This is a genomic window from Saccharopolyspora sp. NPDC050642 (genome assembly GCF_040654735.1).
GTDB classification, from domain to species: domain Bacteria; phylum Actinomycetota; class Actinomycetes; order Mycobacteriales; family Pseudonocardiaceae; genus Saccharopolyspora; species Saccharopolyspora elongata.
On record NZ_JBFAIN010000062.1, the window covers coordinates 17,053 to 32,163 of the forward strand.

Sequence of the window (15,111 nt, forward strand, 5' to 3'; positions counted from 1 at the left end):
CGGCGGTGCGGCGAACGGCAGCGATATTCATCCGGCGATGGCGAACAGCAGCAGTGCGGGCAGGAAGTTGTTCGTCGCGTGCGCGATCATGCTCGCAGCCACCCGGCCGGTGATCATCCGCGCCGCGCCGATCGCGAGGCCGCCGAAGAACAACACCGGCGTGCGCCACACCTCCTGGTGAATCAGCGCGAAGATCAAGGCCGTCAGCACCAGGATCGCGTATCGCGGGATGCGGTAGTGCTCCAGAGCGCCCCAGAGCGCGCCGCGCATCAGCAGTTCCTCGGTCAGCGGCGCGCCGAGGAAGGCGAACAGCGCGAACACGAACAGCCAGACGGTCCGCTCGCCCTGCATCAGCCGCGCGAGGTCGGTTTCCGGGGGCGGGCCGGAGATGGCGATGATCACCAGCGTCAGCGCCCAGGAGCCGAACAGCGCGATGCCCCCGCAGGCCAGGCCCACCTTGAAGTCGCGGCGCTTCGGCAGGATGCCGAAATCCGAGCGCAGTCCCCTGCCGCGCCACCAGGAGAACACCGCGGGCACCAGGCCGAGCAGGATGTTCGGGGCGAAGGCCAGCAACAGCAGCGGGCCGGTGTTGGGCGGCGTCGTCGGATCGAACCCGCCGGCCGGGGACTGCCTGGCGGCGTTGAGGATCAGCACGGTCAGGTAGTAGCCGCCGTAGCCGATGAAGAACGCCGCGAACCCCCACGCCAGCGAGCCGCGGCGCGCCGCCTCCAGCTGCGCCTCCCAGAAGCGGGGGTGCAGGTCGGCGTCGGTGGTGTCCTCCACCGGGCGCATCGGTTCCCCGGGGTGCTTCGGGAACTCCGGCGGCTCCCGCTCGGGCTGTTCCCCCACGCTGCGCTCCCCTCTGCCGGGCTCACCCTAAGCATCCACCAGGAGCGCACGCCGTCTCCGGCGCCACGACCTGCGGCTTCGCGCGAGGAAGATCACACCGGGGAGCCGCGGCGGGGAATCAGCCGACGACGTTGCCGCGCAGGACGATCCGCGTCGGGTGGTCCAGGACCGACAGGTCCTTGCGCGGGTCCGCGTCGTAGCAGACCAGGTCGGCCGCGGCACCGTGCTGCAGCCCGGACCAGCCCAGCCACTCGCGCGCGGCCCACGACGCCGCGCCGAGCGCCTGCTCGGTGGACATCCCGACCCGGTGCAGCGCGCGCACCTCGTCGGCCAGCAGGCCGTGCGCGATGCCGCCGCCGGCGTCGGTTCCCGCGTACAGCGGGATGCCCGCCTCGATCGCCTTCGCGACCGTCCGGTCGGCCCGCGCGTAGAGGTCGGTCATGTGCGCCGCGTAGGCCGGGTACTTGGTCGCGGCCGACGCGAACGACGGGAAGTTCTCGATGTTGATCAGCGTCGGGACGAGCGCCGTGCCGTTGCGGGCCATCAGTTCGATCGTGTCGTCGGTGAGCCCGGTGCCGTGCTCGATGCAGTCGATCCCGGCGTTGATCAGGCCGGGCAGCGCGTCCTCGCCGAACACGTGCGCGGTGACCCGCGCGCCCAGCCGGTGCGCCGTCGAGATCGCCTCGGCCAGCACCTCGTCGCTCCACAGCGGCGCGAGGTCGCCCACCGACCGGTCGATCCAGTCGCCGACGAGCTTGATCCACCCGTCGCCGTAAGCGACCTGCTCGGCGACCGCCGCGGGCAGCTGCTCCTCGTGCTCCAGCTGATCGGCCAGGTACGGGATGTAGCGCTTGGGGCGCGCCAGGTGCTTCCCGGCCCGGATGATCCTGGGCAGGTCCTCGCGTTCCTGCAGCGGCCGGGTGTCGACCGGCGCGCCGCAGTCGCGGATCAGCAGCGTTCCGGCGTCGCGGTCGGCCTCCGCCTGCGCCTCGGCCTCGTCGAGCTCCACCGGCCCTTGGGGGCCGATGCCGACGTGGCAGTGCGCGTCGACCAGGCCGGGCAGCACGAAGCCGCCGTCGAACACGGTCTCGGCGCCGGGCACCGGGTCCAGGCTGATCCGGCCGTCCTGCACCCACAGCTCCCGCTGCGCGCCGTCGGGCAGCACGACGGCGCGCAGGTGCAGGGCGGTCACTTCTTCTTGCCGAAGTTCAGCTTCGACGGGTCGAAACCGGCGGGCAGGTCGTTCATGCCGCCCTCCAGCTTGGACAGGTCCGGGCCCGCGCCCGGCATGCCCATGCCGCCCGGCGGCAGGCCGGGGAAACCACCGGGCAGGCCGCGCATGCCCTTGGGCTGCGTCGGGCCGCGCCCCTTCTTGCCCTTCTTCCCCTTCTTGCCCTTGCGGTTCTTGCTGCCCCCGCCACCGCCGAAGCCGAAGCCGCCCGCCATCTGCTGCATCATCTTGCGGGCTTCGAAGAACCGGTTGACCAGGTCGTTGATCTCGCTGATGGCCACGCCGGAGCCGCGCGCGATGCGCTGGCGGCGGGACGCGTTGATGATCTTCGGGTCGGCCCGCTCGGCGGGCGTCATGCCGCGGATGATCGCCTGGATGCGGTCCAGGCTCTTCTCGTCGAAGTTGGCCAGCTGTTCCTTCATCTGGCCCGCGCCCGGCAGCATGCCCAGCAGGTTCTGCAGCGGACCCATCCGGCGGACCGCCTGCATCTGCTCCAGGAAGTCCTCCAGGGTCAGCTGCCCGGTGCCGAGCTTCGCCGCGGCCTGCTCGGCCTGCTCCTGGTCGAATGCCTGCTCGGCCTGCTCGATGAGGGTGAGCAGGTCGCCCATGCCCAGGATCCGGTTGGCCATCCGGTCCGGGTGGAAGACGTCGAAGTCCTCCAGCTTCTCGCCGCTGGAGGCGAACATGATCGGCTGGCCGGTGACCTCGCGGACCGACAGCGCGGCACCACCGCGGGCGTCGCCGTCGAGCTTGGTCAGCACCACGCCGGAGAACCCGACGCCGTCGCGGAAGGCCTGCGCGGTGTTCACCGCGTCCTGGCCGATCATCGCGTCCAGCACGAACAGGGTCTCGTCCGGGGTGATCGCGTCCCGGATGTCGGCGGCCTGCTTCATCATCTCTTCGTCGATGCCCAGCCGGCCGGCGGTGTCGACGATGACGATGTCGTGCTGCGCCCGGCGGGCCTCGTCGATGCTGCGGCGGGACACCTCGACCGGGTCGCCGACGCCGTTGCCGGGCTCCGGCGCGTACACCGGCACCCCGGCGCGCTCCCCGACCACCTGCAGCTGGTTCACCGCGTTCGGGCGCTGCAGGTCGCAGGCCACCAGCAGCGGCGTGTGGCCCTGCCCGGCGAGCCACTTGGCGAGCTTGCCCGCCAGCGTCGTCTTACCGGAACCCTGCAGACCGGCCAGCATGATCACGGTCGGCGGCGTCTTCGCGAACTCCAGCCGCCGGGTCTCGCCGCCGAGGACGGTGACGAGCTCCTCGTTGACGATCTTGATGACCTGCTGGGCCGGGTTCAGCGCCTGCGAGACCTCGGCACCCTTGGCGCGCTCCTTGACACCCTTGATGAAGTTGCGCACCACGGGAAGCGCCACGTCGGCTTCGAGCAGGGCGATGCGGATCTCCCGCGCGGTGGCGTCGATGTCCGCGTCGGACAGCCGCCCCTTGCCGCGCAGGTTCGTCAGGACCGAGGTGAGCCGGTCGGAGAGAGTGTCGAACACGGGTTCACGGGCTCCAGAGTCGAGGGATGTACCTGGGTACCTATGCGAGGGTAACCGGCCGGGTCACCGGCCCGGCGTGGGCTAGGAAGCGCAATTTCACGAGAAATGGCGCGGCCACCGGGTGACCTGCCGCCAGGTGCGGGAACCCAGCGTGATCGAGGGCCACGAACCCGGCGGCGCCGTCACCCGGTGGGGTGGCCGGTTTCCCGGGAAACCGGCCACCCTTCCGCTCAGCTGTGCGAGTAGTCCTCGCGGCGCTTGCCCGTCGCGCGGGGCTGCGGCGAACGCTGGCCCTTGCGGTGCGGGCGCGGCTTGTCGCGGTCGCGGTCCCGGGCACCGTCCCGGCCGGGGCGGCGCGGGCGGCGGTTGATGAACTCGCCGTCGGCGCGGCTGATCCGCAGGCCCCGCCCGGCCACCTGGGTGTTGCGCAGCTTGCTGAGCAGCTCGTCCGGCAGGTCGGCGGGCAGTTCGATCAGGGTGTGCTCGTTGCGGATGTCGATGTGCCCGATGTGCTTGCTGGGCAGGCCGCCCTCGTTGGCCAGCGCCCCGACCAGGGCCCGCGGGGTGACCCGGTTGCGGCGGCCGACCTCGACCCGGTAGGTCTCGGTGTCCGAGTTGGCCGGGTGGAACGACGAGCCGTCGCGGCGGGCTGGCGGCTCGACTGGCTCCGGGTCCAGCAGCAGCGGCCGGTCGCCCTGGGCCATGGCGGCCAGCGCGGCGGCGATCTCCACGGCCGGCACGTCGTGGGTCCGCTCGTACTCCGCCACCAGCTCCTGGAAGACCTCCAGGCCGCCCTTGGCGAGGGTGTCGCTGATGCTCTGCGCGAACTTGGCCAGCCGGCGGTCGTTGACCGCGTCGATGGTGGGCAGCTCCATCTGCTGGATCTGCTGGCGGGTGGCCCGCTCGATCGACCGCAGCAGGTGCCGCTCGCGCGGCGAGACGAACAGGATCGCCTCCCCGCTGCGCCCGGCCCGGCCGGTGCGGCCGACGCGGTGCACGTAGGACTCGGTGTCGTGCGGGATGTCGTAGTTGAGCACGTGCGAGATGCGCTCGACGTCGAGGCCGCGGGCGGCGACGTCGGTGGCCACCAGGATGTCGATCTTGCCGTCCCGGAGGTGGCCGATGGTGCGCTCGCGCTGCGCCTGCGCGATGTCGCCGTTGATCGCCGCCGCGCTGAAGCCGCGGGCCTGCAGCTTCTCGGCGAGCTCCTCGGTCAGCTGCTTGGTGCGGACGAACACGATCATCGCGTCGAACGACTCGACCTCGAGGATCCGGGTCAGCGCGTCCAGCTTGCTCGCCGCGCGCACCGGGACGTGCCGCTGGTTGATGTTGGTCGCGGTGCTGGTCTTGGTCTTGACCGAGATCTCGACCGGCTCGTTGAGGTAGTTCTGGCTGATCTTGCGGATCGCGCCGGGCATGGTCGCGGAGAACAGCGCCACCTGCCGGCTGGCCGGCACGGACTGCAGGATCTTCTCCACGTCCTCGATGAAGCCCATCCGCAGCATCTCGTCGGCCTCGTCGAGCACCAGGTTCTTGAGCCCGGTCAGGTCGAGCGAGCCCTTCTCCAGGTGGTCGATCAACCGGCCGGGGGTGCCGACGACGACGTGCGCGCCGCGGCGCAGGCCGGCGAGCTGCGGGCCGTAGCTGGTGCCGCCGTAGATCGGCAGCACGTGGAAGCCGGGGATGTGCGCGGCGTAGCGCTGGAACGCCTCGGAGACCTGGATCGCCAGCTCGCGGGTGGGCGCGAGCACCAGGGCCTGCGGGCCGGTGGCGTCGAGGTCGAGGCGGGACAGGATCGGCAGGGCGAAAGCGGCGGTCTTGCCGGTGCCGGTCTGGGCCAGGCCCAGCACGTCGCGACCCTCCAGCAGCAGCGGGATGGTCTTCTCCTGGATCGGCGACGGGGTCTCGTAGCCGATCTCGGTGAGCGTCTGGCGGACGCGCGGGTCAAGGTCAAGTTCGTCGAATGTCGACATGCTGGAAGCGGATCTCCTCGGTGGACTCGGCAGGGGGCTGATGGTCTGCGGAAACGGCCCTGCAACTACCCGCCCGGGGTCCGGGGTGATCGGCGAGGCGTCGGCTCGGAAGCCCTAGATCGCCGCGGGGCGCCGCTTGCGCATTTCGAACCGCGCGCTCAGCTGGACGCACACCCTGTTGCCAGTCACCCGCAGCTCGATCATTCTCAGCCTGGCGCCGCGGCATCCTGCCGCTGCGCCGAACATCCAGCCTAGCGATCGTCATCGGGGAGCGGGGCGGTGGCCCGGCACAACGGGACGCACGTCACGCTACGACGTCCAGCCGGAGGCCGTCGGCGACCTGGTTCCGGGTGAACAGGTGCACCCGGTGCCAGCCCCGCGGGGTCGCGCCGTCGCGCAGCTGCTGGTGCATCCGGTCGGCCCGGTGCACGTGCCGGAGGAACGATCCGGGCCGGATCAGCCGGCCGCGCGCCCGCTGCCCGGCCAGCGCCTCGCGCGGGTCCACGTGCAGCCACACCAGCACCCGCTGCCGTCCGGTGAACCAGGCGAAGGTCAGCAGCAACGCGCGGGTGGTGGCGCGGGTCGCTGGCTCGTGCGCGACGACCGGCCCGGACGCGCGCGCGCACCGCCAGGCGATGCGGCTGCGGTGCACCAGGTGCACCAGCGGGCGGTAGTAGCGGTAGGGCAGGCGGCTCGGCAGGACCTTGCGCAGGACGGCGCGAACCTGGTCGGAGTCCAGCGTCGAGATGTCCGCGCCACCGCGGAGCTTTCCGAGCACCGTGCTCTTGCCCGCGCCCGGCAGGCCGGCCAAGACGACGAGCGAACGCCGCCCGATGCGCACCGTCGGCGGCGGGCTGGTGGCCGAGGGGAGTACGTCCGATATGTCCACGACGGCGTCCAGGTTACGCGTGATCGATCTTGGCGGACGGGCCGAGTGCGCAACGCCACCGAACACAAAAGCGGAAGGCGGCTCGCTCCCCCCGAACGAACCGCCTTCCCCACCATCCCCCTGGGGCGCCACGAGATACCGCACCCGATCCGCGTGGGCGACCGTGTCCCCCCGGCCACCCACGCGGCTCCCCCGTCGCGAACGCGAAGCCCGGTGTTTCCCGCCCGACCCCCAGTACGGGCGGGGCCCCCTCCGGTTCCCCCTTGTCACCGCGTCGCACTTAGGAGTCTGCCGTCCGAGCGGGCCCGGCGAGACCGTGAAGCCCCCTGAGTACGGCTGCGTAGTGTTACGCACTCGCCACCGAGTGGTCCGGCGAAATCCACTCAGGCAAGCCGGTCGCGCGCTCCGCAGAACGCGGAGGGCGCCGCCGATCCATCGATCGGCGGCGCCCTCCGGCTCGGTCGGGAAGCGGGGTCAGATCGCCTCGACCCCGGTCTCCCCGGTGCGCACCCGGACCACGGTTTCCACCGAGGTGACCCAGACCTTGCCGTCGCCGACCCGGCCGGTGCGCGCGGCGGTCACGATCCCGTCCACGGCCTTGTCCACATCGGAGTCGTCGACGAGGACCTCGACGCGCAGCTTCTCGATGAAGTCCACGGCGTACTCGGCGCCCCGGTAGACCTCCGTGTGGCCCTTCTGGCGCCCGTAGCCCTGCGCCTCGCTGACGGTCATGCCCAGCACCCCGAGCCGACCGAGCGCCTCCTTCAGATCGTCCAGCTTGGACGGTTGGACGATCGCGGTCACCAACTTCATGCGCGGCTGCCCTCCAGCTTGCGTTCGACCTCGTCGGCAGGCGCCGCGGACCGGCGTCGCGCGGAGCGGTCGTCGCCGAAGTGGTACGCGGTCTCGGCGTGCTCGGTCTCGTCGATGCCCACGGCCTCGTCCTCGGCGCTCAGCCGGAACCCTACGACCGCCTTGACCAGCAGCGCCAGCACCAGGCTGACCACGAAGGAGTAGGCGAGCACCGCGACCGCGCCGACCGCCTGCCGCCACAACTGGTCGAACCCGCCGCCGTAGAACAGGCCGTCCACCCCGGCCGGGGCGGCCGACGAGGCGAACAGGCCGATCAGCAGCGTGCCCAGCAGGCCGCCGACCAGGTGCACGCCGACGACGTCCAGCGAGTCGTCGTAGCCGAACCGGTACTTCAGGCTCACCGCGAGCGCGCACACCGCGCCGGTGATCGCACCGACCGCGATCGCGCCCAGCGGCGTCACCGAGGAGCAGGCCGGGGTGATCGCCACGAGTCCCGCGACGATGCCGGACGCGGCGCCGAGCGTGGTCGCGTGGCCGTCGCGGATGCGCTCGACGAGCAGCCAGCCGAGCATCGCGGCGCTGGTCGCCACCAGGGTGTTCACCAGCGTGACCGCGGCGGTGGTGTTGGCCGCCAGCGCCGAACCGGCGTTGAACCCGAACCAGCCGAACCACAGCAGGCCCGCGCCGAGCACCACGAACGGCAGGTTGTGCGGCTTGCCCGGGTCCTTCGGCCAGCCCTTGCGCTTGCCGAGCACGAGCACCAGGGCCAGCGCGGCGGCGCCCGCGTTGATGTGCACCGCGGTGCCGCCGGCGAAGTCGATCGCGGCCAGCCGGTTGGCGATCCAGCCGCCGACGGCGGTCACGTTGCCCGCGTCGTCCTCGGTGTCGAAGGCGAACACCCAGTGCGCGACCGGGAAGTACACCACCACGGCCCACAACCCGGCGAACAGCAGCCACGGGCCGAAGCGGGCCCGGTCGGCGATCGCGCCGGAGATCAGCGCCACGGTGATGATCGCGAACATCGCCTGGAAGCCGACGAACGCCAGCGTCGGGATGCTGCCGGAGACCTGGTCCCCGGCCAGCAGCGAGCTCAGTCCGAAGAACTCGGCCGGGTTGCCGAGCAGGCCGACCCCGCCGATGTCGGAGCCGAACGCGGTGGAGTAGCCGATGAGCACCCACAGCACGCCCACCACGCCGATGCTGCCGAGGCTCATCATCAACATGTTGAGCACGCCGCGGGAGCGCACCATGCCGCCGTAGAAGAACGCCAGACCCGGGGTCATGAGCAGGACCAACGCCGCGCTCATGAGCACCCATGCGGTGTCGCCTGAATTCACATTGCCTCCCGATGCGACCGAGTTGGCCCGCATCCTGAGGAATGCCTGTTTCCGGCGGCCCGTTCCGCTGTTACGCGGCCGTGAAATCCGGCTCACCGCCGGTTACAGCGGCGTTGTGAGGTCACCGCCGCGTTTCGCCGTCGATCACCGAAGGCACCTGGACGGGGCGCCCGGCCAGCAGGCCCATGCAGAGCCAGATCGTCGAGCAGCCCAGCAGCAGCACCAGCGGCGCGATCCAGCCGCCGGTCACATCGTGCAGCAGCCCGATCAGCAGCGGACCGGCCGCGGCGATGAGGTACCCGCCGCCCTGCGCCATCCCGGACAGCGCCGTCGTGGTGTCGCTGTCCGGCGAGCGCAGCCCGAACAGGGTCAGCGCCAGGCCGAACGCCGCGCCCTGCGCCAGGCCGAGCACGACCACCGACGGCCACAGCCCGGCGGCCGGGCCGACGAGGATCCCGGTGAAGCCGAGCATGAGCAGCACCGCCAGCACCACGGCGATCAGGCGCTGGTCGCGGAGCCGGTGGCACAGCACGGGCACGCTCATCGAGCCGACGGCCTGCACCGCGGCCTGGATGCCCAGCGCCAGGCCGGCGAGCCCGGCACTCATGCCCCGGCTCTGCAACATCGTCGGCAGCCAGCCGAACGTGACGTAGGCCATCGCCGACTGCACGCCCATGAAGACGGTGACCTGCCAGGCAAGCGGGTTCCGCCACAACCGGCCGCCGCTGGACGGCTGCGGCGACGCGCCGGAGCTGCGCCGCAGCGCGAAGATGCTGATCACCAGGGCCAGCAGGACGGGAACCGCGAGGAGCCCGAGCGGGGCGCGCCAGGCGGACGACAGCGCGGCGCCCAGCGGCACGACCACGCTCGCCGCGATCGCGCCACCCAGCGTCAGGCACATCGTGTAGACCGCCGTGATCACCGGCACCTTGTGCGGGAAGTCCCGCTTGATCAGGCCCGGCAGCGCCACGTTCGCCACCGCGATCCCGGCGCCGACCACGACGGTCCCGGCCAGCAGCGTCCAGATCGACCCCAGCGCACGCAGCGAGTTGCCGATCAGCAGCACGATCAGGCAGCCGACCAGCACCTTCTCGTCACCGAAGCGCTGCCGGAGCTTCGGCGCGACGAACGCGAACACCCCCAGGCACACCACGGGCAGCGTCGTCAGCACGCCGCCGAAGGTGTTCGACACGCCCAGGTCCTGCTGGATCTGCTCCAGCAGCGGCGCGACCGCGGTGAACGGCGGCCGCAGCGCCAGCGCCACCAGCACGACCAGCACCAGGGTGGCGGCCACGGCGGTGCCCACCGGGGACGCCGGTGCCTGCTGGGCTCGGGTGCTCACTGCGCGTTTCCCCTCTCGTCGAGAACGCCCCCTAGGGACGTCAGGCTCGGCTTGATCACGGCATGCGCGGCCGCCGCGGCGGCCTCCGGGTCACCGTCGACGATGGCCTCCAGCAGCGCCCGGTGGGTGACCGGACCGCCTTCGGACAGCGCGGCGTCCGCGCGGACCGTTTCCAGGCTCTCCTGGAGGCGTTCGCTGAGGTAGCGGTACATCTCCGAGAGCACCGGGTTGCGCGCCGCCGCCACGACCGCGACGTGGAAGTCGACGTCGGCGGCGGCGAAGGTCTCGGGCGAGTCCGCGCGGTCGCGGAGGTCGAGCAGCTCGCGCAGCCGCTGGATGTCGTTGTCGTCGCGACGCATCGCGGCCAACCGGGCGGCCTGCACGTCGTAGGCGAGCTGCACCTCGAAGACGTCCCGGACCCCGGCGAGCCGCAACTGCCGCAGCATCGGCGCCGGATCGGCGGTGGACACGACGAATGTCCCGGCGCCCTGCCGGGATTCCAGCCGCCCGAGGTGCACGAGCGCCCGCACGGCCTCCCGGACGACGGTCCGGCTGACCCCCAGCTCGGCGACCAGCTCCAGCTCGGTCGGAATCCGCTCACCGGGAGCCCAGGCCCCACCGGAGAGCTGCTCGTTGAGGACGGCGATGACCTCGTCCACGGAGGACCGGTGCCCGACGACCCGCATGCCAACACCTCCGGGCGAAACCATAGGCCAGACATCAGTCGTCAGACAAATTTCCCCGGGATGTGAGATCAATTGGTTTCGGGGACGAACGAACAGCCCCCGCGCTTGGGGCGCGGGGGCTGTTCTCGGGAGGTCTCAGCCGAGGAGGGCGTCCACGAAGGCTCCCGGCTCGAAGGGGGCCAGGTCGTCCGGGCCTTCGCCGAGGCCCACCAGCTTCACCGGGACACCCAGTTCCCGCTGGACCTGGAAGACGATGCCGCCCTTGGCCGTGCCGTCGAGCTTGGTGAGCACGATGCCCGTCACGTCCACCACGTCGGAGAACACCCGCGCCTGGGTCAGGCCGTTCTGGCCCGTCGTCGCGTCCAGCACCAGCAGGACCTCGTCGACCTGGGCCTTCTTCTCCACGACGCGCTTGACCTTGCCCAGCTCGTCCATCAGGCCCGTCTTGGTGTGCAGGCGGCCGGCCGTGTCGACCAGCACCGCGTCCACGGCCGTGTCGCTGCCGCGGCTGACCGCCTCGAACGCCACGCTCGCCGGGTCGGCGCCTTCCTTGCCGCGCACCACCTCGGCGCCCACCCGGCTGCCCCAGGTGGCGAGCTGCTCGACGGCCGCGGCGCGGAAGGTGTCGGCCGCGCCGAGCAGGACCGTCCGGCCGTCCGCGACGAGCACCCGCGCCAGCTTGCCGGTGGTCGTGGTCTTGCCGGTGCCGTTGACGCCGACGACCAGCACCACGGCCGGCTTGCCGCCATCGGCCGGCTTGCCGTGCGGCAGCGCGCGCACCGCGCGCTCCATGTCCGGGCCGAGGGCGTCCACCAGCACCTCGCGCAGCAGCGCGCGCGCCTCGTCCGGCGTGCGGATGCCGCGCGCGGCGATCTCGGTGCGCAGCCGCTCGGTGATCTCCGTGGTGGTCGCCGCGCCCAGGTCGGCCAGCAGGAGGGTGTCCTCGATCTCCTCCCAGGAGTCCTCGTCCAGGTCGCCGGCGCCGAGCAGGCCCAGCAGGCCCTGGCCGAACGTCGACCGGGAGCGGGAGAGCCGGCCGCGCAGCCGCTCCAGCCGACCCGAGGTCGGCTCGATCTCCTCGATCTCCTCCGGCACCGCGGGCGCCGGCTCCGGCACCGGCTCGGCGCGCACCTGCTCCGGAACCTCGGCCGGTGCTTCGACCGGCGGCTCCTTGACCGGCGGCTCCTCGGTCACCGTGCCGCCGTCCGGCAGGGGCACGTCCACGATGCCGCGCCGCTCGGTGTCGCGGGGCACCGCCGCGTCGTCGCCGACCCCGGGCTGGCCCTCCACCTCGGTGCGCTCGCCCGCCGGATGCTCCGGCGGGGCCGCCGTGGTGGTGCCGCCGCTGGACAGGCTGATCCCGCTGTCGGCGCGATACCCGCCGCCCTTGACGGACTCGGCCTGGCCCGCGGTCTCGTCCCGTTCGCTCAGGCTGATCCGCCGCCGGCGGTTCAGCACGACGCCGGCGACCACGGCGACCGCCAGCACCACCACGACGGCGACGATGATCAGAATCAGGTTCTCGGTGGTCACTCGCCCATCCTCCCACCTGGTCATACCGGCCTCGGAACGCGCCCGGCACACCAAGTGAGCAAATCACCAACAATGAGCGCGAGACGCTTGCATTTACCATGCGCTGTGCAATAGACCACACATGTGGGTTGGTGGCGCGTGATCGGTCTGCTCTCCGGCACGTCGATGGACGGCGTCGACGTGGCCGTGGCCGAGCTGCGGCTGGACGGCGACACCGTGCAGCTCCGCCCGCTGGGCGCCACCGTGCTCCCCTACCCGGACGCGCTGCACGAGAAGCTGCGCGGCGTGCTCCCGCCGGCCGGTTGCAGCGCCGAAGACCTGTGCCGGCTCGACACCTACGTCGGGCAGCAGTTCGCGGCCGCGGCCCGGCTTGGAGTCGAGCTCGCGGGTGGCCGCGCCGACCTCGTGGCGTCGCTCGGGCAGACGATCTACCACTGGGTCCAGGGCAGCGGGCGGGCGCGCGGCACCCTGCAGATCGGGCAGCCCGCGTGGATCGCCGAGGCCACCGGCCTGCCGGTGGTGTCCGACCTGCGGGCCCGCGACGTCGCCGCCGGCGGTCAGGGCGCCCCGCTGGCGGGCGTGTTCGACGCGCTGTGGCTGGCCGACGAGCCCGGCACGACCGTCGCGCTGAACATCGGCGGCATCGCCAACATCACCGTGGTCGGCGGGCGGCGGCCGCTGGCCTACGACACCGGCCCCGGGAACGCGCTGATCGACCTCGCGGCGGGCCGGATCACCGGCACGCCGCAGGACACCGACGGGAGCATCGCCGCGACCGGCACCGTCCACCCCGAACTGCTCGAAGTGCTGCTCGCCGACGGCTACTACCAGCGGCCGGCGCCGAAATCCACCGGCAAGGAGCACTTCAACGCCGACTACCTGGCCCGGGCGCTGGACAAGCTGCCCGCCGAGGTCGGCGACGGCGACCTGCTGGCGACGCTGACCGAGCTCACCGCGCGCACCATCGCCGACGCCTGCCGCAACGAGCAGGCGGCGAAGGTCGTTGCGTCCGGCGGCGGGGTGCGCAATCCTGTCCTGCTCGCCGCCCTGCGCCGCCTGCTGGACGCGCCGCTGGTCGTCAGCGACGACCTCGGCATGCCCGCGGACGGCAAGGAGGCGTACCTGACAGCGCTGCTCGGATTCCTCACCTGGCACGGCGTCAGCGGCAACGCGCCGGGCACCACCGGAGCCAACGGGCCCCGCTTGTTGGGCAGCATCACCCCGGGAGCCGGCCCGCTCCGGCTGCCCGAGCCCGCCATCGAGCAGCCGAAGCGGCTGCGAATGCAGCCCGGCCACACCGCACAGGAGGCGCTATGCGATCTCTCGACCTAGTCGTGATCGGGTTGTACCTGATCGCTATGCCGGTGCTCGGGATGCTGCTCAGCGGCCGGCAACGCAGCTCGCAGGACTACTTCGTCGGCAGCCGCCAGCTGCCCTGGTGGGCGGTGTGCTTCTCGGTGGTCGCCACCGAGACGTCCACGCTGACGGTGATCAGCGTGCCGACGGTGGCCTACCTCGGCAGCTTCACCTACCTCCAGCTCGCGATCGGCTACCTGATCGGCCGGATCGTGGTGGCGTTCGTGCTGCTGCCCAAGTACTACGCCGGGAACTTGGTCAGCGCCTACGCGTTCCTGGGGCAGCGGTTCGGCTCCGGCCTGCAGGGCACCGCGTCGGTGACGTTCCTGGTGACCCGGCTGCTGGCCGACGGCCTGCGGCTGTTCGCCACCGCGATCCCGGTGAAGGTGATGCTGGCGGCCTTCGGCGTGACCATGTCGTACTGGCAGATCGTGCTGATCCTGTCGGTCATGACGGTGATCTACACCTACTTCGGCGGCATCAAGGCCGTGGTGTGGGTCGACGCGATCCAGATGGCGGTCTACGTCGGCGGCGCGATCTGCGCCGCGGTGGTGCTGCTCGGCAGGCTGCCCGGGGACTGGATGTCGACCGCGGTCACCGAGGGCAAGTTCCAGCTCTTCGACTTCGGTTCGTCGATCATCACCGACCAGTACGCGTTCTTCACCGCCGTGATCGGCGGAGCGGTGTTCGCGATGGCCTCGCACGGCGCGGACCAGCTGATGGTGCAGCGGCTGCTCGCCTGCCGGGATCTCCGGGACAGCCAGCGGGCGCTGATCGCCAGCGGCGTCGTGGTGTTCCTGCAGTTCGCGCTGTTCCTGTTCATCGGCACGATGCTGTGGTCGTTCTTCAAGGGCGCCCAGCCGGCGGACCTGGGCATGGCCAGCAAGGACGAGTTGTTCCCGCAGTTCATCGTCAACGACCTGCCGCCCGGGCTGTCCGGCCTGCTGATCGCGGGCATCCTGGCCGCGGCGATGAGCACCCTGGCGTCGTCGCTGAACTCGCTGTCCACGTCCACGGTGAGCGATCTCTACCAGCGGATCTCGAAGCGCCGGCTCGACGACGCGACCATCTTGCGGATGGGCAAGGGCTGGACCCTGGTCTGGGCCGTGGTGTTCGTGGTGTTCGCGTCGATGTTCAGCAGCACCGACAACCCGGTGGTCGAGGTCGGCCTGAGCATCGCCAGCTACACCTACGGCGCGCTGCTGGGCGCTTTCCTGCTGGGGCTGCTGGTGAAGCGGGCCCGCCAGGCGGACGCGGTGATCGCGTTCGTGGCGACGCTCGTGGTGGTGCTGTTCTTCGTGTTCTGGGTGACCTTCCCGGACGGCGAAGGCGGCGAGAAGTCGCTCGCGTTCCCCTGGTACACGCCGCTCGGCGTCGTCGTGACGCTCGTGGTGGGCGGGCTGCTGTCGCTGCGCCACCCGCGGCCGGCGCCCGAAGCCGCCGTCGAGCAGGCCGACAACGCCTGACCGCGCGCGGTTCTTGCTGTCGTGACCGCAGTTTCAATTGAAACTGCGGGGGCGGGAGCCGGCCCGCCGCCGGCGGGGGCGGAAAATGGGGGGGGGGATAGAGACACAAAGAAGATAAGGGATAAAAAAGGGAG

Annotated in this window: 12 protein-coding genes; 2 read left to right on the forward strand and 10 right to left on the reverse strand. The window is 71.6% G+C overall.

Annotation, left to right across the window (positions count from 1 at the left end):
- Positions 1-27: 27 nt before the first annotated feature.
- From AB0H93_RS42370 to ftsY, 10 genes are all read right to left on the reverse strand, one after another.
- Positions 28-849 (reverse strand): CPBP family intramembrane glutamic endopeptidase, encoded by an 822-nt coding sequence (locus AB0H93_RS42370; protein ID WP_358582159.1) that lies wholly within the window; start codon positions 847-849, stop codon positions 28-30.
- A gap of 118 nt (positions 850-967) precedes the next feature.
- Entirely contained in the window at positions 968-2,041 is a 1,074-nt protein-coding gene (locus AB0H93_RS42375; RefSeq protein ID WP_358582161.1) for an amidohydrolase family protein, read from the reverse strand.
- The gene (gene ffh, locus AB0H93_RS42380) at positions 2,038-3,582 is read right to left on the reverse strand and encodes a signal recognition particle protein (RefSeq protein WP_358582163.1); all 1,545 of its coding nucleotides are present in this window, start codon (positions 3,580-3,582) and stop codon (positions 2,038-2,040) included. Before ffh ends, AB0H93_RS42375 begins: the two co-directional genes overlap by 4 nt.
- Before the next feature lie 230 nt (positions 3,583-3,812).
- A complete protein-coding gene (locus AB0H93_RS42385) occupies positions 3,813-5,555 on the reverse strand; it encodes a DEAD/DEAH box helicase (RefSeq protein ID WP_358582165.1) in 1,743 nt (580 codons plus the stop codon).
- A gap of 304 nt (positions 5,556-5,859) precedes the next feature.
- The gene (locus AB0H93_RS42390) at positions 5,860-6,444 is read right to left on the reverse strand and encodes an AAA family ATPase (protein ID WP_358582168.1); all 585 of its coding nucleotides are present in this window, start codon (positions 6,442-6,444) and stop codon (positions 5,860-5,862) included.
- Between the two features lie 474 nt (positions 6,445-6,918).
- On the reverse strand, positions 6,919-7,257 hold the full coding sequence (locus AB0H93_RS42395) for a P-II family nitrogen regulator (protein ID WP_132484864.1): 339 nt from the start codon (positions 7,255-7,257) through the stop codon (positions 6,919-6,921).
- Complete coding sequence (locus tag AB0H93_RS42400) at positions 7,254-8,594, reverse strand: ammonium transporter (RefSeq protein WP_358582171.1); 1,341 nt, start codon at positions 8,592-8,594, stop codon at positions 7,254-7,256. The genes AB0H93_RS42395 and AB0H93_RS42400 overlap by 4 nt, the downstream gene beginning before the upstream one ends.
- A gap of 121 nt (positions 8,595-8,715) precedes the next feature.
- The gene (locus AB0H93_RS42405; protein ID WP_358582173.1) at positions 8,716-9,936 is read right to left on the reverse strand and encodes an MFS transporter; all 1,221 of its coding nucleotides are present in this window, start codon (positions 9,934-9,936) and stop codon (positions 8,716-8,718) included.
- On the reverse strand, positions 9,933-10,622 hold the full coding sequence (locus AB0H93_RS42410; protein ID WP_358582175.1) for a FadR/GntR family transcriptional regulator: 690 nt from the start codon (positions 10,620-10,622) through the stop codon (positions 9,933-9,935). The genes AB0H93_RS42405 and AB0H93_RS42410 overlap by 4 nt, the downstream gene beginning before the upstream one ends.
- 135 nt (positions 10,623-10,757) lie before the next feature.
- Positions 10,758-12,179, reverse strand: a complete 1,422-nt coding sequence (gene ftsY, locus AB0H93_RS42415) for a signal recognition particle-docking protein FtsY (RefSeq protein WP_358582177.1) — start codon at positions 12,177-12,179, stop codon at positions 10,758-10,760.
- Between the two features lie 114 nt (positions 12,180-12,293).
- On the opposite strand from ftsY, the gene AB0H93_RS42420 reads away from it, so the two are divergent.
- On the forward strand, positions 12,294-13,487 hold the full coding sequence (locus AB0H93_RS42420; RefSeq protein ID WP_358582180.1) for an anhydro-N-acetylmuramic acid kinase: 1,194 nt from the start codon (positions 12,294-12,296) through the stop codon (positions 13,485-13,487).
- Complete coding sequence (locus AB0H93_RS42425) at positions 13,469-14,977, forward strand: sodium:solute symporter (protein ID WP_358582182.1); 1,509 nt, start codon at positions 13,469-13,471, stop codon at positions 14,975-14,977. Before AB0H93_RS42420 ends, AB0H93_RS42425 begins: the two co-directional genes overlap by 19 nt.
- The last annotated feature ends 134 nt before the right edge of the window (positions 14,978-15,111 follow it).